Origin of the sequence: Pontiella sulfatireligans (genome assembly GCF_900890705.1) — a bacterium.
Lineage (GTDB): Bacteria > Verrucomicrobiota > Kiritimatiellia > Kiritimatiellales > Pontiellaceae > Pontiella > Pontiella sulfatireligans.
Genome location: NZ_CAAHFH010000001.1, coordinates 2,950,113 through 2,969,642, shown reverse-complemented (window position 1 = coordinate 2,969,642; position 19,530 = coordinate 2,950,113). Strand labels below are relative to the sequence as shown.

15 protein-coding genes and 1 other RNA gene are annotated in these 19,530 nt (G+C 56.6%); 10 read left to right on the top strand and 6 right to left on the bottom strand.

What is annotated here, in order from left to right:
* The first annotated feature begins 61 nt into the window (after positions 1–61).
* Both dapA and dapB read left to right on the top strand, forming a co-directional pair.
* The gene (dapA, locus tag SCARR_RS10175; RefSeq protein WP_168433214.1) at positions 62–931 is read left to right on the top strand and encodes a 4-hydroxy-tetrahydrodipicolinate synthase; all 870 of its coding nucleotides are present in this window, start codon (positions 62–64) and stop codon (positions 929–931) included.
* A gap of 93 nt (positions 932–1,024) precedes the next feature.
* Complete coding sequence (gene dapB / locus SCARR_RS10170) at positions 1,025–1,837, top strand: 4-hydroxy-tetrahydrodipicolinate reductase (protein WP_136061475.1); 813 nt, start codon at positions 1,025–1,027, stop codon at positions 1,835–1,837.
* Between the two features lie 75 nt (positions 1,838–1,912).
* Here the strand turns inward: dapB and SCARR_RS10165 are convergent, their stop codons facing one another.
* Positions 1,913–2,872 (bottom strand): formylglycine-generating enzyme family protein, encoded by a 960-nt coding sequence (locus SCARR_RS10165; protein WP_222846254.1) that lies wholly within the window; start codon positions 2,870–2,872, stop codon positions 1,913–1,915.
* A 129-nt stretch (positions 2,873–3,001) separates the two neighbouring features.
* Here SCARR_RS10165 and SCARR_RS10160 point away from each other — a divergent pair, with 129 nt between their 5' ends.
* Entirely contained in the window at positions 3,002–3,742 is a 741-nt protein-coding gene (locus SCARR_RS10160; RefSeq protein ID WP_136061474.1) for a nuclease-related domain-containing protein, read from the top strand.
* 67 nt (positions 3,743–3,809) lie between these two features.
* Entirely contained in the window at positions 3,810–4,352 is a 543-nt protein-coding gene (locus SCARR_RS10155) for a DJ-1 family glyoxalase III (protein WP_136061473.1), read from the top strand.
* A 69-nt stretch (positions 4,353–4,421) separates the two neighbouring features.
* Here the strand turns inward: SCARR_RS10155 and SCARR_RS10150 are convergent, their stop codons facing one another.
* Both SCARR_RS10150 and SCARR_RS10145 read right to left on the bottom strand, forming a co-directional pair.
* Positions 4,422–6,710, bottom strand: a complete 2,289-nt coding sequence (locus SCARR_RS10150) for a Tex family protein (RefSeq protein WP_136061472.1) — start codon at positions 6,708–6,710, stop codon at positions 4,422–4,424.
* A gap of 104 nt (positions 6,711–6,814) precedes the next feature.
* The gene (locus SCARR_RS10145; RefSeq protein WP_136061471.1) at positions 6,815–8,473 is read right to left on the bottom strand and encodes a glutamine--tRNA ligase/YqeY domain fusion protein; all 1,659 of its coding nucleotides are present in this window, start codon (positions 8,471–8,473) and stop codon (positions 6,815–6,817) included.
* A gap of 368 nt (positions 8,474–8,841) precedes the next feature.
* On the opposite strand from SCARR_RS10145, the gene nifJ reads away from it, so the two are divergent.
* The 4 genes from nifJ to rnpB all read left to right on the top strand — a co-directional run bounded on the left by nifJ (position 8,842) and on the right by rnpB (position 14,284).
* Positions 8,842–12,366, top strand: a complete 3,525-nt coding sequence (gene nifJ / locus SCARR_RS10140; protein WP_136061470.1) for a pyruvate:ferredoxin (flavodoxin) oxidoreductase — start codon at positions 8,842–8,844, stop codon at positions 12,364–12,366.
* A gap of 102 nt (positions 12,367–12,468) precedes the next feature.
* Entirely contained in the window at positions 12,469–13,047 is a 579-nt protein-coding gene (gene pyrE / locus SCARR_RS10135) for an orotate phosphoribosyltransferase (RefSeq protein ID WP_222846253.1), read from the top strand.
* A gap of 82 nt (positions 13,048–13,129) precedes the next feature.
* Complete coding sequence (locus tag SCARR_RS10130; protein WP_136061469.1) at positions 13,130–13,840, top strand: zinc ribbon domain-containing protein; 711 nt, start codon at positions 13,130–13,132, stop codon at positions 13,838–13,840.
* Between the two features lie 84 nt (positions 13,841–13,924).
* An RNA gene (gene rnpB / locus SCARR_RS10125) (RNase P RNA component class A) lies at positions 13,925–14,284 on the top strand.
* Positions 14,285–14,544: 260 nt separating this feature from the next.
* Here the strand turns inward: rnpB and SCARR_RS10120 are convergent.
* Positions 14,545–15,213, bottom strand: coding sequence for a response regulator transcription factor (locus SCARR_RS10120; RefSeq protein ID WP_136061468.1), 669 nt, complete (start codon positions 15,211–15,213; stop codon positions 14,545–14,547).
* Positions 15,214–15,335: 122 nt separating this feature from the next.
* Positions 15,336–16,340, bottom strand: a complete 1,005-nt coding sequence (locus SCARR_RS10115; protein WP_136061467.1) for a permease — start codon at positions 16,338–16,340, stop codon at positions 15,336–15,338.
* A gap of 116 nt (positions 16,341–16,456) precedes the next feature.
* Here SCARR_RS10115 and SCARR_RS10110 point away from each other — a divergent pair, with 116 nt between their 5' ends.
* Positions 16,457–17,929, top strand: a complete 1,473-nt coding sequence (locus SCARR_RS10110; RefSeq protein WP_136061466.1) for an excinuclease ABC subunit UvrC — start codon at positions 16,457–16,459, stop codon at positions 17,927–17,929.
* A 99-nt stretch (positions 17,930–18,028) separates the two neighbouring features.
* Positions 18,029–19,222, top strand: coding sequence for an aldo/keto reductase (locus SCARR_RS10105; RefSeq protein WP_222846252.1), 1,194 nt, complete (start codon positions 18,029–18,031; stop codon positions 19,220–19,222).
* 59 nt (positions 19,223–19,281) lie between these two features.
* Here SCARR_RS10105 and SCARR_RS10100 read toward each other — a convergent pair whose 3' ends face one another.
* Positions 19,282–19,464: a hypothetical protein gene (locus SCARR_RS10100; protein ID WP_136061465.1), complete on the bottom strand. Its 183-nt coding sequence runs from the start codon at positions 19,462–19,464 to the stop codon at positions 19,282–19,284.
* Between the last annotated feature and the right edge of the window lie 66 nt (positions 19,465–19,530).

Genomic DNA, 19,530 nt, shown 5'->3' with positions numbered 1-19,530 from the left:
CAAAACACGTCGATGATTCAAAACGGAGCAAGATGCTCCGTCTACGAAGATGGAGATAGAGATGTATTTTACAGGGGTATACACAGCATTGGTCACGCCGTTTGCTGCAGATGGATCGGTGGACTTTCAAAAGCTGGAAGAGCTGGTGGAGTTTAACATTGCCGGCGGGGTGGACGGGATCGTTCCGGTTGGAACCACCGGCGAATCGCCGACGCTGCGTCCGGCCGAGCACTTGAAAGTGATCGAGACCGTGGTCGCGAAGGCGGCTGGGCGCTGCAAAATCATGGCCGGCACCGGGGCCAACTCAACCGCCGAGGCGGTTGAGTTGACGGAAGCCGCCAAAGAGTTTGGTATCGATGGCACGCTTCAAGTGACGCCGTACTACAACAAACCCAACAATATGGGGTTGGTGCGGCATTTTGCATCCGTGGCCGACATTGGCGTGCCGGTAGTGCTCTATAATGTGCCTGGCCGCGCTGCCTGCGAAATCCCGTTGGAAGTGGTTGCAGAACTGGCGCAGCACCCGGACATTGTTTCCGTTAAAGAAGCGGCGGGTTCGGTGCAGCGCGTTACGGACATCAAAGCATTGTGCGAAATCGAAGTGGTGTCGGGCGACGATTCGCTCGCGCTGCCGATGATCAAGGCCGGCGCGTGCGGCGTGATTTCCGTGGCCTCGAACATTATTCCCGCCGAAGTGGTCGCATTGATTCAGGCGGCGCTGTCGGGCGACTATGCATTCGCACAGGCGCAGCACGATAAATATGCACAGCTGTTCAACGATCTGTTTATCGACACCAACCCGATCCCGATCAAGGCCGCGATGGCGATGAAAGGCATGTTGGAAGAAACCTACCGCCTGCCGATGTGTTCGACGACGGACGAAAACAAAGCTGTGTTGCGCGCATCGCTGGAAGTTGCTGGAGTTCTGTAGCGTAGACGGAGCTTCCAGCTCCGTTTGATCGTTCAAAGCGCGTTGAGATATCCAACGGAGCTGGAAGCTCCGTCTACGTTGAAAGGAAATCCTATGAGTGTAAAAGTTGTTGTTCTCGGCGCCGCCGGACGTATGGGCAAAGCCCTGATCCGCTGCATCATGGAAGAAAAAGTCCAAGGGTTGGAGCTCGTTGGAGCGGTCGACCTCTGGGATTTGCCCGACCTTGGAACCGATGCCGGTCTGATGGCTGGAACAAAGAAGGCTGGACTGAGTCTGATCACGAATCTCGAAGAGGTGGGGCCGGATGCGGATGTCATTGTCGATTTTTCGTCGCACTTCGGTACCGCCGGCAATGCGCCGCGTATTGCGGAGTGGGGCACCGCCTGGGTGATCGGCACAACCGGCCTCAATGAAGAAGAGCTGGCAGCTATCGATGCGACAGCGGAAAAAGCAGCGGTTGTGCTTTCGGGCAACATGAGCCTCGGCATCAACCTGCTTTGCAATCTGGTCGAAGCCGGCGCCCGCGCGCTTAAAGGCAAGGGCTACGACATCGAAGTGCTCGAACGCCATCACAACATGAAGAAGGATTCGCCCAGCGGCACCGCGCTGATGCTCGGGCGCGCCGCGACCGACGGCTACGGCTGGGATCTGAAGGATGTCCAGCAGGATGGCCGCACCGGTTTGCCGGGCGAGCGGCCTGAAAAGGAAATCGGCTTTCACTCGATCCGCGGCGGCGACATTGTCGGCGACCACACCGTCATGCTGGCCGGCATGGGTGAGCTTCTCGAACTATCGCACCGCGCAACAAGCCGCGATGTCTTCGCCATCGGCGCGCTGCAGGCCGCCGCTTGGGCGGCGGGCAAGGAGGCTAAGCTTTACAGCATGAAGGACGTGCTGGGGTTGTGAAAAGATAAGGTTCGTAGTTCCGCCTTTAGGCGGCCATTCCAGTGAGGCCGCCTAAAGGCGGAACTACAAACTTTTTTACACATCCCTTACGCACCGGAACCCAAGGTTGCCCGTCGATGAGTCGGGCGTGTTGGAGGTGCGGGCGGCAACGCGGTAGCGGTTGCAGTAGGAATCATGGCAGAGGTATGACCCTCCGCGGTTGACGCGGCGCTCTCCTTCGGCGGGGCCGATCGGGTTGTTGCGCGGGCCGGTCAGATGGAAGTCGGTGCTCCACCAGTCGAAGACCCATTCCCAAACATTGCCGGCCATGTTGTAGAGGCCGTAGCCGTTCGGCTCGAAGGCATCCACCGGTGCGGTTCCAATAAAGCCGTCCTCGCCGGAGTTGTAGCTGGGGAACTTGCCCTGGAAAATGTTGCACATGTGCTTTCCGCCGGGCAGCAGCTCGTCGCCCCAGGCGTAGCGCTTCTGCACCAGCCCGCCGCGCGCGGCATATTCAACTTCGGCCTCGGTCGGCAAGCGCTTCCCCGCCCATTCGCAGTAGGCGAGGGCGTCGCGGTAGGAGACGTGGGTGACGGGATGGTTTTCCAGTCCTTGGAAGTCCGAGTTGGGCCCGAAGGGATGCGCCCAGTCGGCGCCTTCTACGTTGTACCACCATTCGAGCCCCGCGACGGTGCGCCCGAGCATGTCGAGCGTGCGTTTGGTGCTGTCGGAGAGCAGGGCGTGGAAGACGTAGGAGTAGCCAAATTTTTCAGCGTCGGTTTCGTAGCTGGTCGCTTCGATGAACTTGGCGAAATCGGCGTTCGAGACAGCGAACTGATCTATGTAGAAAGGATCGAGGGTGATTTTCCGAACCGGACCTTCGCCGTCGTCGGGGTAGCCGATGGCATCGTCGGTGCCCATGAGAAAGGCGCCGCCTTCAAGACGAACCATATGGTCGGTGAAGCCAGAGGCAATGCGTTCAAACGGTTTTCCGAGGTGGCCGTCGTCGCATCCGCATCTTTTTTCTCCGGGGGTGCAGCAGGTTCCGTTGCCCATAGCGCGATATCCTTAAAACATTACAAGAGAGCTCATATATACTAAGGCTCCGCTGGGCCGTCAGTAAAAAAGAGACTTATTCCGGTCGGTTATTGTGTCGGCCTGACGCTTATTCTATAGTTTCCGCCTATGGAAAATCTGAATGAAGCTTTGAGCAGCCGTTTTGCGCAGGTTTATGGAAGCCCCGGCGAAGCGCCGCGTGTTTTGGGTCTGTTGCGCGCCTTCTGGCCGCTGTTGCTGGTTTGCCTGGTTTCGGGCTACTTGATCCGCGCCTGGCTGCCCTTTCCGAACCTTAGCATTTCGCACGTGGGCATCCTTTTTTTCCTCGTGGCTTTGGCAACCGCCTTTCTGTTGGTTTGGGGCGACCGCCGGCTGGGCAACTTTCTCAAGGGCGCAAAGGGCGAAGAATGGGTGGCGCACGAGCTGGCGTTTCTGAGTTCGGAATACACCGTATTCAACGGACTGCGGCTCGGTGGCGGCAAACAAAACTTTGACCATATCATTGTCGGGCCGGCCGGTGTATTCGTGGTGGAAACCAAAAACTGGAAGGGCTCGGTCGAATTCCGTGAAGGCCGGCTTTATGCCGGCGGAAAAGAACCGTCGCGCCCGCCGCTCAAACAAGTCAAGGCGGCCACTACGGAGCTGGTGTCGTGGATCGACGATGCCGGATGCGGCGATCTGCCGATGCACTCGGTACTGTGCTTTTTGGGCACTAAGCTTCCCGAAGATATTATGAATGTGAACGGGGTCGTGATCTGCAAAGGCGAACGGTTGGTTGAGGTGCTGCAAGAAACCTTCGACAAACCCATTTCCGAGTCCATGCGCAAAGAAGTTGTGGACGGGTTGAGAAAAGTTATTAATGACGAGTGACGATTGAGCCGTGACTTTTAAAATCACGTTTCAATCGTCACGGATCACGAAACACCGGAGGTCAAACATGAAAGCATTGGTACCGATCGCCAACGGCTGCGAAGAGATGGAAGCCGTTATCATCATCGACACGCTGCGCCGCGCTGAATGGGACGTTACGGTGGCGGGGCTCTCCGCCGGAACCATTGAGGCCTCGCGCGGGGTCAAGCTGGTGGCCGACACCGATTGGGATGCAATCAATCCCGACGACTTCGATGTCCTCCTGCTACCCGGCGGGTTTGGCGGCACCATGGCGCTGAGCGAGCACGCCGGCGTCCAGCAGGCGCTTCGTGACTTTACCGAGCAGGGCAAATGGGTCGGCGCCATCTGCGCGTCCGCGCTGGCGCTTCACGCCGCTGGAATTCTGGAAGGCAAAAAGTTTACCTGCTATCCCGGCGTTGAAGCAAAGCTTCCTGCGAATGTGCAGCCCGTGAACGAGATTGTTGTGGTCGACGGCCGCCTCATCACCAGCCAAGGCCCCGGCACCGCCTTTGAGTTTGCGCTCAAGGTCATCGCCGAATGCAGCAGTCCCAGTCTCGCCGCCGAAGTCCGCGCTGGCCTGCTTCTCTAACGAAAGTATAAACACAAAGACACTAAGGACTCAAAGCTTCGTGCTCTTTGTGTCTTCTATATATTTTCCCTACAGTCCCTCGAAAGGATTGTTGCTGAAGCCTTTTGGCTTGGGCGGACGGTTGTCGCGTTGCGGAGCTTGCGGCTTGTTTGGCCGACGTTGGCCCTGAGGCTGTTTGTTCGGTGCTTTCGCGGTCTGTTTCTTTTTGGCGGTGAGCGAAATGCGCTTGCGTTTTAGGTCGATTTCCAAAACGCGGACAGCGATGCGGTCGCCAGCTTGAACCACATCGGCCGGATCTTTGACGTAGTTGTCGGAAAGCTGGGAAATGTGGACGAGGCCGTCTTGGTGTACGCCGACGTCGATGAACGCCCCGAAGGCGGTAACGTTGGTGACGATGCCTTTCAGTTCCATGCCTTCTTTGAGGTCCTTCATCGTCATGACGTCTTCGCGGAAGCCGACGGCTTCGAACTGTTCGCGGGGATCTCGGCCGGGTTTTTTGAGTTCGTCGATAATGTCTTTCAGCGTCAGCTCGCCGACGTCGTCGCTGATATAGGTGCTGAGCTTTACTTGGCTGACGACGTCAACGTTGCCGACGAGTTTTTCGAGCGGCTCGCCGAGGTCGGCGGCAATCTGCTCGACCAGCTTGTAGCGCTCGGGGTGGACGGCGGAGGCGTCGAGCGGCTGGGTGCCTCCATGGATGCGCAGGAAGCCGGCCGCCTGTTCAAAGGCGCGCGGACCGAGACCGGCAACATCGAGGACTTCCTTCCGGCTTTTGAATGCGCCGTGTTCGTTGCGGTATTCAACAATCTTTTTGGCGAGGCTGTCGCCGATGCCTGCCACGCGAGAGAGCAGGGGAGCGCTGGCGGTGTTGAGCTCCACGCCAACGTGGTTCACGCAACTCACGACCACTTCGTCGAGCTTGTCCTTGAGCAGCTGCTGGTAGACGTCGTGCTGGTATTGCCCGACGCCGATGGATTTGGGATCCACCTTCACGAGTTCGGCCAGCGGATCCTGCAAACGGCGGGCGATGGAGATGGCGCCGCGGATGGTGAGATCGAGGTCGGGGAATTCTTCGCGGGCGACGGGCGATGCGCTGTAGACCGAGGCGCCGGCTTCGCTGACGGAGACGACGCTGATGTTGGAGACTTGCATGTCTTTGAGCAGGGCCTTGGCAAACGCTTCGGTTTCGCGTCCGGCTGTTCCGTTGCCGACGGCGATGGCTTGGGGCTGGTGCTTTTCGATGAAGCTGGAGAGGTCGATGTTGGCCTGCCGTGTTTTGGCGTCGCTTTGGGCCAAATAGATGGTGATGGTGTCGAGGTATTTTCCGGTGGCGTCGACAGCCACGCATTTGCAGCCGGTGCGTAGGCCGGGGTCGATGCCGATGATGGGCTTTTCGCCGTAGGGCGCCGCCAGCAGCAGGCTGCGCAGGTTTTTGGCGAAGACCTCGACGGCGGAGCGGTCGGCCTTCATTTTCATTTCAACCGAGACGTCGATTTCAACGCTGGTGGTGAGCAGCCGCTTGTAGGCATCGTGCATCGCTTTTTCCATTTCGGGATAAAACGGCGAGGCGGGGTTGGTTTCGCAGATTTCTTTCATGCGCTCGATCTGCGGGTCGGCATCAATCACGAGCTTGCGACGCAACTCGCCCTCGGTTTCGCCGCGGCGGATGGCGAGGTAGCGGTGCGACGGGATATCGCCGATGGGCTGGGAGAAATCAAAGTAGTCTTTGTATTTGGAATCTTCGTCGGCCTTGGATGCGATGGCGGGCACGGAGGTGATGGCGCCGGTCTTGAAATAGGCTTCGCGGATGAGCGCGCGCACCTCCGCTTTTTCAGCAACCTGCTCGGCAATAATGTCGCGTGCGCCGGCCAGGGCTTCTTCTGCGGAGGCGACTTCTTTTTCCTCGTTGATGAACTTGGCGGCTTCGGTCTCCGCGTCTCCGGTGGCGGCTTGCGTCAGAATCAACTCGGCCAGCGGTTCGAGGCCTTTTTCTTTTGCAATCATCGCACGTGTGCGGCGTTTAGGTTTGTAGGGCAGGTAGAGGTCTTCGAGCGTGGTCTTCGATTGGCACTCCTCGATCTTCAGCCGGAGGTCGTCGGTCAGCTTTCCCTGTTCCTCGATGGAGTTGAGGATGGTTACCCGGCGCGCTTCGAGCGTGTTGTAGTAGGTCAGCTTTTCCTGAATGTCGGTAATCTGGACTTCGTCGAGGTTGCCGTGCGCCTCCTTGCGGTAGCGGGCGATGAACGGGACGGTGTTGCCCTCGGCAAACAGCTTCGCAACGGCAGTGACTTGCCGGGCGGAAATGTTCAGGTCTTTGGAGGCAAACGGAACGGGGTCAAAGAAAGGTGTTTCTAACATGGGATAATCCTTATTCTTGAAATTGGGTTTTACCACCCGCTTCGCTAGAGAACACGGAGGCTCGGAGGGTTCTCTGTGACTCCGTGTTCTCCGTGGTGAAGAAATTACATAACCTTCTTGGGGGCGCGGAGGGTTAGGGTGCGGTTGAAGACGGGGGCTTCCTCGGTGGAGTCCTTGTCGGCGCAGAAGTAGCCGACGCGCTCGAACTGGAATCGGGTGCCGGGCTTGGCTTTGGCGAGGCCGGGTTCGAGCTTGGCGGTGATCAGCTGCAACGATTCCGGGTTGAGGAAGTCTTTGAAGTCGGCCTCTTTGTCGGCCAGCGGGTTTTCGACGGTGAAGAGGCGGTCGTAGAGGCGCACTTCGGTGTCGACGGCGTGCTTGGCGGAAACCCAGTGGATGGTGCTTTTTACTTTCCGACCATCGGGGGCGCTTCCGCCTTTGGTTTCGGGGTCGTAGGTGCAGCGCAGCTCGGTCACTTCGCCGTCGGCATCCTTAATGACTTCGTTGCAGGTGGCGAGGTAGGCGCCGCGCAGACGGACTTCCCGGCCGAGGGTGAAGCCTTTAAATTTGTTGGGCGCGTCGTCTTTGTAGTCGGTGCGTTCAATCCACAGCTCGCGGCTGAAGGGCACGGTGCGCTTGCCTTTCTCTTCTTTCTGGGGATGGTTGGGAAGCTCGAACTCTTCTTCGAGTTCGTCGGGATAGTTTTCAATCACCACTTTAATGGGGTCGACCACGGCCATGGCGCGTAGCGAGTTTTCGTTGAGGTTGTCGCGGACGCAGCTTTCGAGCAGCTCGACTTCGGAGATGCTTTCGACTTTGGTGCAGCCGACGATGTCGCAGAGCTTGCGGATGGACTCGGCGCTGAAGCCGCGGCGGCGCATGCCGCAGAGCGTCGGCATGCGGGGGTCGTCCCAGCCGTTGACGAGCTTTTCGTTCACGAGCTCCAGCAGCTTGCGCTTGCTCATGACGGTGTAGGTGAGGTTGAGGCGCGAAAATTCGATCTGCTGGGGCTGAAAAACGTCCAGTTCGCGGAGGATCCAGTCGTAGAGCGGGCGGTGCACTTCGAACTCAAGCGTGCACATGGAGTGGGTGACGCCTTCGATGGAGTCTTCGATGCAATGGGCGAAGTCGTACATCGGGTAGATGCACCATTTGTCGCCGGTGTTGTGGTGCGTTGCGGTTTTGATGCGGTAGATGGCGGGGTCGCGCAGGTGCAGGTTGGGGGAGGTCATGTCGATCTTGACGCGCAGCACGCAGGCGCCGTCTTTGAAACCGCCGTTTTTCATTTTTTCGAAGAGCTCGAGGTTTTCCTCTATAGAGCGGTCGCGCCCGGGCGGTTCTTTGCCGGGTTCGGTGGGAGCGCCGCGGTAGTCTTTGAACTCTTCTTGCGTGAGCTCGCAGACGTAGGCCTTACCCTTATTAATAAGCCGGACGGCGTATTCATACATGGCGTCGAAATAGTTGGAGGCCCAGAAAAGATTCTCGCCCCAGTTGAAGCCGAGCCATTTGATGTCTTCCTGAATGGCCTGCACGTATTCTTCGTCTTCGGCCTCGGGGTTGGTGTCGTCAAAGCGGAGATGGCACTTCCCGTTGTATTTTTCGGCGGTGCCGAAGTCGAGGCAGATGGCTTTTGCGTGGCCGATGTGGAGATAGCCATTGGGTTCCGGCGGGAAGCGGGTAACCACTTCCGTGCGTTTTCCGGAGGCGAGGTCGGCATCAATGATGTCGTGGATGAAATTGGTGGTCTTAAGTTCTTCGCTCATAAAAATCCTGTATTTTAAAAAGGAGCGCCCTTTATCCATGAATAAGCAGTCGATTTCAATCCTTACGTGTTTAATTTGGGAGCGGAAATTACAGTTGCGGGTGCAAATGTCCTTTATTTTGAGCGCGACTCAATGCAAAAAAGACAACTTCAACCCGAAAGCGGCCGCATTCCTTATTTAAACTGAGTTTCAATAGGTGGTTTAGGTCGTTTTGCCGTAAAAATTCATGCTAAAAAAACTTTTAATTCGGCGGAGTTCTGGGAATATGCGGGGCTTTTACGGGGAGACCCGTGTCGAGAAGTGTTAAATAGGTATAAATTTCGTACTTTTTCAAATTCAAGGGATGCTTAACTAAGGAGTAGACTCACATGAGCAAAAAAATGGTTACCATCGATGGTAATACCGCTGCCGCGCACGTTGCGTATGCGTTTTCAGATATTGCAGCAATCTATCCGATCACCCCGTCGACCGTGATGGGTGAAGTGGCCGAAGTTTGGGCCACGCAAGGGCGCAAGAATCTTTTCGGAAAAGAACTGAATGTGGTCGAAATGCAGTCCGAAGCCGGAGCGGCCGGAGCGGCGCATGGGGCGTTGAGCGCCGGTTCTCTGACGACCACCTTCACCGCCTCGCAGGGGCTTCTGCTGATGATCCCCAACATGTATAAGATCGCTGGTGAAATGCTCCCGGCAGTTTTCCACGTTTCCGCCCGTTCGCTCGCCGCCCAGTCGCTCTCCATTTTCGGCGACCATTCGGATGTGATGTCCGTTCGCAACACCGGTTGGGCTTTAATGGCGGCTAGCTCGATTCAGGAAACCATGGATCTGGGTATTGTTTCCCACCTGGCCACGCTCAAAGCCGAGATTCCTTTTCTCAACTTCTTCGACGGCTTCCGCACCTCGCACGAAATCCAGAAGGTCGAGGACGTCAGCTACGATGTGATGCAGTCACTGATGGAACCGGAATACGTCGAGCGTTTCCGCAACCGCGCCCTGCGCCCGGAAAACCCGGTCCTTAAGGTGGCCGCGCAGAACCCCGACGTCTATTTCCAGGGTCGCGAAACCAGCAACAAATACTACGACGCCATTCCGGAAATCGTTCAGGAATACATGGACAAGGTCGGTGCGGCGGTTGGACGCAAGTACAACCTCTTCGACTATGTCGGTGCACCCGATGCCGAAAAAGTCGTCATCGCCATGGGCTCCGCCTGCGACACCATCGAGCAAACCATTGAAAAACTCAATGCCAACGGCGAAAAGCTCGGTCTCGTCAAGGTTCGTCTCTACCGTCCGTTCTCCGCCAAGGCCTTTGTCGGCTGCATTCCGGAAACCGCTAAAAAGATTATCGTGCTTGACCGTACGAAAGAGCCGGGTGCGTTGGGCGAGCCGCTTTATCTTGACGTGGTCGCCTCGCTCGAAGGCAAGGGCTGCAAGATCATTGGCGGACGCTACGGCCTCTCCTCCAAGGAATTCACTCCGGCCATGGTCAAGGGAATCTACGACCACATCGACGCCGGAGCGTGGCACGGCTTCACGGTCGGCATCAACGACGACGTGACCAATCTCTCTATTCCGGTGGGCGCTGAACTCGATATTGAACCGGCTGATGTGAAGAGCTCCATCTTCTGGGGCTTCGGTTCGGACGGGACGGTCGGTGCCTGCAAGAACACCATTAAGATTATCGGCGACAACACCGACATGAAGGCGCAGGCGTACTTCGTATACGACTCCAAGAAGTCTGGCGGTGTTACCGTTTCCCACCTTCGTTTCGGCGAAAGCGGCGTAAACTATCCGTACCTCATCCAGCACGCCGGCTATGTGGCCTGCCACAACGTTTCATACATCGGCCGCTACGACATGCTCGGTGCGATCGCCGAAGGCGGAACGTTCGTGCTCAACTCGGAAATCCCGACTTCGGAAGTATTCAACCACCTCACGAAGGAAGAGCAGCAGATCATCATCGACCGCAAGATCAACTTCTATAACGTCAACGCGCTGCAGATTGCTATGGATGTTGGTTTGGGTGGCCGCATCAACACGGTCATGCAGACGGTCTACTTCGAACTCTCCGGCGTGCTGCCGGCCGAGAAGTCCATTCAGCTCATTAAGGATTACGCCAAGAAAACCTTCGAGCGCAAGGGCATGGACATCGTCGAAATGAACTGGAAGGCCATCGATTCCTCCGTTGCCGCCATCGAAAAGGTCGAGGTTCCTTCCGAGATCACCAAGTCCTACGTGCTGCCGGATCTGATTCCTGCCGACGCCTGCGGATTCATGAAAGATGTAATCCTTCCTTCCATGATGCTGAAGGGCGACGACATTCCGGTTTCGAAGCTGACCTGCGACGGCTCCCTGCCGACCGGAACCACCAAGATCGAAAAACGGGGCATTGGTCCGCGCGTTCCGAAATGGCTCAGCGAAAACTGCATCCAGTGCAACCAGTGCGTCATGGCCTGCCCGCATGCGGTCATCCGCGCCAAGCAGATCGATCCGGCTGAGCTGGGTTCCGCTCCGGAAACCTTCAATACCGTTAAGTCCAAGACCAAGAACGGCAAGGATCTCGACTACAAGATCCAGATCTATGTTGAAGACTGCACGGGGTGCGGCGTTTGCGTTGAAACCTGCCCAGCAAAGAGCAAGGCGCTTGAGTTCACTACGCTGGAAGATGAAAAAGAAGCCGGCGAAGTTGAAAACGCATACTTCTTTGATGCCCTGCCGAACAACGTTCTCGACGGCGCCAATCCGGCCACCGTCAAGGGGCTGCAGTTCAAGAAGCCGCTGTTCGAGTTTTCCGGCGCCTGCGCCGGCTGCGGTGAAACCCCGTACGTGAAGCTTGTTACGCAGGTTTGCGGCGAGCACATGATCGTGGCCAACGCCACGGGCTGCTCCTCGATTTACGGCGGCACGTTCCCGACCATCCCGTACTGCAAGAGTGCCGAAGGTCGTGGCCCGTCTTGGGCGAACTCGCTCTTCGAAGACAATGCCGAATACGGCATGGGCTTCCGTCTCGCGGTCGACAACAACCGTGCGCTGTTGCGACAGAATGTTGCGCAGCTGCTCGAAATCGGAACCACCGCAGACCTGACGGCCGCCCTGAACAAGGCGATTGAAATCTGTGTGGACAACGAATTCGGCGACGAAGCGCTTGCCGCCCAGAACGCGGTGAAGATTCTGCTGTCTTCCGCGAAAGCCGAAGCCTCCGCCGAAGTCGCGCCGATCGTCCGCAAGGTGATCGAGTTGCAGGACTACTTCATCGACAAGGCCGTCTGGATCTTCGGTGGCGACGGCTGGGCGTACGACATTGGCTACGGCGGTCTCGACCACGTGGTTGCTTCCGGCAAGAACGTGAACATTCTCGTCCTCGATACCGAAGTCTACTCCAACACCGGCGGCCAGGCTTCCAAGTCCACGCCGATCGGCGCCGTGGCGAAGTTTGCCAATGCCGGCATGCGTTCTGGCAAAAAAAACCTCGGCTTCATGTGCATGAGCTACGGAATGGTTTACGTTGCGCAGATTTCCATGGGCGCAAACCGCATGCAGACGCAGAAAGCGATTCAGGAAGCGCTGGCGTACAATGGTCCTTCGATCATTATCGCCTACGCTCCATGCATTGCCCACGGCATCGACATGATGAAGACGCAGACCATCGCGAAGAACGCGGTTGAATGCGGCTACTGGCCGCTCTACCGTTTCAATCCGGCTGCGGAAGAAGGCAAGAAATTCACCTGGGAAGCGAAGGCTCCGACCGGCGACTTCCAGGCCTTCATCCGCAACGAGCGCCGCTATACTGCGCTGCTCAAGACCGCTCCGGATGAAGCCGAAGGGCTCTTCAAGCTGGCTGAAGCCGATGCGAAGAAGCGCTGGGACTTCATGCAGGCCGTCGGCCCGCTGATGTAGCAGCTCCCGTATAACAAGGCCCGTCGCAAGACGGGCTTTTTTTTTCCTTCCCGCCGTGTGGGCTTTGGTTCCAAGATGCGCGTTGATTTGAAAAGGAGATAGATGATGACTCAGCAGGAAGTATTGAAAATGTTTGAAGGTACCGGAGCCTTGTTGAACGGCCATTTTGAACTGCGCTCGGGATTGCACAGCAACCGGTTTTTTCAGTGCGCCCATTTGTTGGAAAATCCGCGTGTGGCCGCCCAGTTGTGCGAAGCGCTGGTTGAAAAGATCAAGGCCGAGTTGGCCGATCTGCAGATCGACACCGTAATTGCTCCGGCGATGGGCGGCATCACGATCGGTCACGAAGTGGCCCGCTCGCTGGGCATACGTTTTATTTTTGTCGAAAAGGAAGATAATGTGCTGAAGCTTCGTCGCTTTAAGATCAAAGAGGGCGAGCGATTTGTGATTGCCGAAGACGTGGTGACCCGTGGTGGACGCGTTCAGGAAACTATTGATATTGTCGAAGCAAACGGCGGTGTCGTGGCGGCGATCGGTATTTTGGTTGACCGCAGCGGCGGCAAAGCCGTATTTGATGCGCCGTTGGTCAGTTTGCTGGAAATCGAGCCGGTCACCTACGATCCTTCCGATTGCCCCCTGTGCAAAGATGGTCAGGAGCTGGTGCATCCGGGTAGTAAATAAGTCGATCCATCGCTTTGACTTGTGTCCGTTGAAGGAGTAGCTTTTGAGGCTTGTTTTTTAGAATTTGAATAGGAGGTTGCCCGTGTCGCATCCGTTGGAACCGATTTATGCATTGCAGAAGAAAGACCGCAGGCTCATTAAGATTTTGCGGGAAATCCGCGATATCCCGCAGCGGAAAAGTGATATCGAGGCGCAGCTGAGCGGCTCTAAGCAAAAGCTGGAGATGGCGCTCGACAGCCGGAAGCACACCGAAGCCACGCTTAAAGAACAGGAGCTTGGGGCCGAAGTCCTCAACGAAAAGATCACGAAGTACAAAAACCAGCAGATGGAGGCGCAGACCAACGACCAATACCGGGCTTTCGTCAAGGAAATCGGCATGGCCGAGGACGAAATCAAGGCGCTTGAAGAAAAGGAAATCCAGCTGATGGAGTCCCTCGAGCAAGGCAAGGCCATCGAGGCCGAGTGCAAAGCCCGCTTGGATGAAGACATGGCAGGCATTGCCGACGAGCTGGCCGAGCTAGATGCCCGTGCCGCAGAATTGCAGGAAAAGGCCAAGCATATGAAGGCCGATCGCGCACGCGCCGCCAAGAGTTGCGACAAAGCATTGCTCCAAAAGTACACGCGCATCTTGAACAACAAGCGCGATTTCGCGGTGGTGATGGTGGAGCCCGGCGGCCATTGTGGCGGATGCCATATGAAGCTTCCGCCTCAGGTGACCAATGATGCGCGCAATCCGACTAAGATTGTGGCCTGCAACTTTTGCGGACGCATTGTCTACAATCCGGCGCCGTAAAAAAGTTCGTAGTTCCGCCTTTAGGCGGCAGAGCGTGTGAGCCGCCTAAAGGCGGAACTACAAACCATTCACATCATTTTTAAGCAGGCAGGGTGTATCGGTCGCTCTTCGCTTCGGCGGGGGGAGGAAAGTCCGGACTCCGCAGGGCAGGACGTTCCGTGGTTAACGCGGGAACCCGTGTGCGATATCGCACGGGATGGAAAGTGCCGCAGAAAATATACCGCCATGCCCGCTCTTTGAGCGGGAATGGTAAGGGTGAAAAGGTGGGGTAAGAGCCCACCGCCCCGAGGGCAACCGAGGGGGCAGGGTAAACCCCGTCCGGAGCAAGATCAAATAGGCGACGATGATGCTGCCCGCATCGCTAATAGTCGCGGGTTGAACGCACTAGATAAATGACTGACTCCTTCGGGAGAACAGAATCCGGCTTACCGCCCTGCCTGTCTTTTTTTTAATGCGTGATGGTTGAGTCGTGATTCGTTTCGTGAAAAGTGACGGTTGAGCCGTGATTGTTCTTGAAGGGCTCCCTGCGCTGCAAAACAATTTTCACGTTTCACGTTTCACGTTTCACGTTTCACGTTTCACGTTTCACGTTTCACGTTTCACGTTTCACGTTTCACGTTTCACGTTTCACGTTTGCTTCGCCTTCGGCTTGCCCTTCGGGGCTTCGCTTCGCGTAAGCCTCGCTCCTTGCAGTCGCGTCACGTTTACTTCTTTTTCGGAAGCTTGCCTTGCTGGATGACTTCGAAGGAGTAGCGGTCGAGCGCCTTTCCGTTTTTAAGCTCCAGCTTGTTCTTGATGTTGATGCGGTGGGTGTCGACCGTGTTGCGGGTGATCTTAAGCTTCCGGGCGATGTTGGCTGCGTCAAGCCCCTGGCCGATGAGCTTGAAGATGTCCATTTCGCGGTTGGAGAGGCTGTCGAGCGGGCTTAGGGGGCCTTCGCTTCTGCCATTCGACGACTTTTGGATGCGCCGCAGGATATCTTCCGGGAAATACATTTCGTCGGCGAGCACTGAGCGTATGGCCTGTTTGAGCATACTCGGCGGCGATGTTTTCATGATGTAGCCGTTTGCCCCTGCGCTTGCCAGCCGTTCGGCAAAAAGCTTTTCTTCAGACATGGTGTAGATCAGGATCCGCAGCTTGGGGTGCTTGGTTCTGATGCGTTGGATCAGGTAGGAGCCGTCAGAATCGCCCAGCGAAAGGTCGATAATGGCCAAGTCGGGCAATGAACCCTTCAGTTTCTGCAACGCTTCGCGGGCCGAGGTGGCGGTTGTAACGATTTCCAAGTCGTGCTCGTTGGCAAGCAAGGTTCTCAGCCCGTCATGAATAATCGGGTGGTCATCGACCACTAGGATGGAATATATATTCGGTTGCATCTATTTAGCTTCCCGCCACTGCTTACTGAAAAGTTTAGGTGAGTTTTTCCAATAAAGAAAGGGTATTTTTTGAGAGAGCGAATGATTTTTTGAGCAGCGGATTTTCCTCTGATGTTGCGGCGTTAGCCGGCCGGCTTCCGCTCGGGAAGCATGCCTTTGGCAAGGACGGCGATGAGCAGGGCGGTCCAGACCAGATCCAGGATGCTGTTCGTTCCTCCTTCGTGGCAAACCTGCTCGATTATGCCGAGACTCGGCGTAAAAAGATTAATCAACATTCCGGCCAGCAGCGCGCATCCCGCCAGTGTGGCAAGGAACACGCCGAGCTGCTTTTTGCCGATGATCTGCCACAGCGTCGTGAGCGTGGCTGCGTTGGTGGCCGGCCCCGTAATCAAAAACACCAGGGCCGCGCCGGGGGAAATGCCGGCTTTGATGAAGGCGAGCGCAATGGGAACCGACGCCGCCGAGCAAACGTAGAGCGGAATGCCAATCAGAAGCATTACGAACATGGTGGCTGGAGAACTGCCCAGCTGGCCTTCAAAAAAGTTGTCCGGGATTAGGCCGCTGATGATGCCGGAAGCCACAATGCCCAGTGCCATGGAGCGGGAGATATCCCGGGGCAGCGAAACGAAGCCATACAGCAGCATGCGTTTAAGCACCGGCTGTTCGTTGGGCTGGCAGCACTCGTCCCGGCATTCGGGCGGTGCCTCCTCGTCTCTGGGCGAGACCGCGGCAACAGCGGTGCCGCAGACGATGCCTGAAACAAAAGCCGCCATGGCGCGGAATAGGGCGAACACCCAGCCGAGCAGGGCATAGGTGATCATTAGGCTGTCTACGCCGGTTTGCGGCGTTGAGGCGAGGAACGAGGCGGTTGCGCCCCGGCTGGCGCCATGTTTGCGGAGCGAGGCGGCCAGCGGGATGACGCCGCACGAGCAGATCGGCATCGGCACGCCGATCAGTGCCGCCTTGACCGAGCCTAGCACGCCATGCCCGCCCAGATGCCGGCGGACATAATCCTTCGAAATCAGAACGGAAAGCACGCCGGCCATCAGGAAGCCAAACAGCAAATACGGCGCCATCGCCGTGGTGACCAGCCAGATTTCCTTCAGGATGTTAATTGGGATATCCATGTTCCAAACCTCGGGGCATGCTTATACCTCGTCTAAACAAGCACAAGCCTTAATTCCAGAGAAGTGGCGGGAAACTGGTCTTTTGGCCGCGCCGCCTTCGTGGTTTAATCCTGCCTATGCCGTTGACTGAAAACATCAAGACCAAGCTGAAGGCGCTGCCGGACGAACCGGGGTGCTACCTGATGCGCGACCGCGACGGCAAGATCATCTATGTCGGCAAGGCGGCTTCGTTGCGCAAACGTGTGCGGAGCTATTTCCGGCAGCATACCAAACGCACGGCGCAGCCGAAGATCCGCAGCCTGATCAGCTCGATTGCGGATTTCGACATTGTGGTGCTCAAGTCGGAGGCGGAGGCGATTCTGACGGAAGGCAAGCTGATCAAGGAATACCGCCCTCACTACAATACGCTGTGGAAGGACGACAAGCGCTTTGTGATGATTCGCGTGGATGTGCAGCACCCGTTTCCAACCATTGGAAAATGCCGGATCAAGAAGAAAGACGGTGCGGCCTATTTCGGCCCCTATACCTCGGGCATGGCGGCGAAGGTGGCGGTCGAGTTTTTGGAGCGGCGCTTCGGCCTGCGCCGGTGCCGTCCGCGCGAGCCGGACGCCGACACCTATAAGCACTGCAGCAACGACATTATCGCCAACTGTTCGGCGCCGTGTGTGGGAAAGGTTACTCAAGAGGAATACCGTCTGCGCGTGGAAGACGCCTGCGCCTTTCTGCGGGGCGAGCGCATGGAAATGCTTAAGGAGCTGCGCGCCGAAATGGAAACCGCGGCGTTGGAGCATCGGTTTGAAGATGCCGCCGCGCTGCGCGACATGCTGCTCCATCTCCATCACGCGGTGAAGGAAAAGGCCAAGGTGCGCAAGTCGCCAAAAATGAAGCAGGCCGAGGCGAGGCTGGGGCTGAAGGAACTCAAAAAGCAGTTGAAGCTGACGGCGGAGCCTCGCGTGATCGAGTGCTTCGATATTTCCAATATATCAGGAACCAATTCCGTGGCCAGCATGGTGTGTTCAGTCGATGGCGTGCCGTATCCCAACCGCTACCGCCGCTTCCGCATCAAAACGGTCGAGGGCGCAGACGATCCGCGCTCGATGGCCGAGGTGGTGCGCCGGCGCTATTCGCGCCTGCAGCGCGAAAACAAGCCGATGCCGGAGTTGGTGATGGTGGACGGCGGCATCACGCAGCTGCGCGCCGCCAAGGCCGAGCTGTTGGCGCTAGGGCTGGACGATCTGCCCATCGTGGGGCTGGCCAAGCGGTACGAGGAGGTGGTTTGGGACTATGAATCCAATTCGGGAAATCTGGTGCTGCCCCGCCACTCGGACGGGCTGACGGTGGTGACGCGCCTGCGCGATGAGGCGCACCGCTTCGCCATTACCTATCACCGCGATCTGCGAAGGCAGCGCATCATGGAATCGCGCCTCGATGAAATTCCAGGGATTGGAAACGCGAAAAAGGAGATGCTTCTGAAGCACTTTGGATCGATTGTCCGGCTGAGCCGCGCTACGGTTGAGCAGATTGCCGAAGCTCCGGGCATTGGAACAAAAACAGCAGAGCTGATCCGCAGCGAACTTGACAAGAAGTAGAAACACGAAGATACCAAGAGCACCAAGTACGATGAGTGTCGTAGATCTTTGTGCCCTTGGTGCCTTCGTGTTTGAAATATAATCGGATAGGAATTTAGGATGAAGGTGCCAACGAAACGATTTGGAAGAACAGAAGTGCAGATGCCGGTGCTGACCTGCGGCGGCATGCGCTATCAGCAGGGGTGGGATGATTTAGATCCGGGGAAAATTGATCCGAAAATTCAAGAAAACCTCGAAGACTGCATTCACTATGCGCTGGAGCTGGGCATCAACCATATTGAAACGGCACGCGGCTATGGCCCGTCCGAAATGCAGCTGGGGTGGGTGCTGCCGAAGATCGACCGCAGCAAGCTGCTGGTGCAAACCAAAATCGGCGTGAAGAAAACCGCGAAGGAGTTTCTTGAAACGTTCGAAACCTCGATGAACTATCTCCAACTCGAGCACATCGATTTTCTCGCCATCCACGGCATTAATACGCTCGATGACATGGAAACCTGCCTAAAAAAGGGCGGTTGCGTTGATGCCGTCCGGCAACTGCAGAAGGAGGGCCGGGTTCGCTTTTGCGGATTTTCGACCCATGCCGGGCCCGATGTGGTTTCGCCGGTGTGCGAATCCGGCGAGTTCGATTATGTGAACCTGCATTGGTATTTCATCTACGACCAGCTGCACTGGCCGATGGTGGAAAGCGCGGCGAAAATGGATATGGGCGTGTTTATCATCAGCCCCAACGACAAGGGCGGCATGCTCTATAATCCTACGGAAAAGATGGCTAAGCTGTGCAGCCCGCTAACGCCCATGCAATGGAACGGCCTCTACTGTCTGGCCCGGCCAGAAGTGCATACACTGAGCATCGGCGCGGCGAAGCCAACTGATTTCGATGAGCATGTGGCGGCGGTGTCCAACCATTGGAATTCTCCAATGGTTGGAGAAATCGAGGAGCGGATCGTCCAATCCTTGGAAAATGATTTGGGCGCGGATTGGGTTCATCAGTGGCACAAGGGCCTTCCCCTCCATACGGAAACTCCAGGGCATATCAATGTGAGGGAAATCCTGCGCTTATGGACGTTTGAAAAGGGGCTTGGGATTACTGAATTCGCAAAAATGCGCTACAACCTGTTGGGCAATGCCGGGCACTGGTTCCCGGGCGAGCAGGCGGTTGATGTGGATGCGCATAACTGGAGCTGCCTTTCGGCCAGCCCCTTTGCCGACCGCATTCCCGGACTCCTCAAAGAGGCCCATGCGTGCTTCCACGAAGAAAAGGAAGCCAAGCGTCTCAGTGAGTCCTCTCAGTGAGTCCTGAACCAAAAAAGGTTCCTTGAAGGAACCTTTTCGGTCAAAAAATACAGTAAAATCTATTGTTTTTCCTGCAGCGTCAGTTTTTTTCCGGAACTCAGCCATTCGGTTAGGATGACCTTGCAGTATTTGCTGGTGGAAAGGTGCATTGAGTTTGCACGTTTTTCAAGTTCGTCTGCCATATCTTTTTGCATATTGATGCCAATCGTTTTTGTGTTTTTCCCAATTGGATTTGTTGCCATGATGTTCTCCTTAGGTTTGTTAAAGTGTTGGTTTTTTTAATACAAATCCTAGCCGGGGTCTAGTAA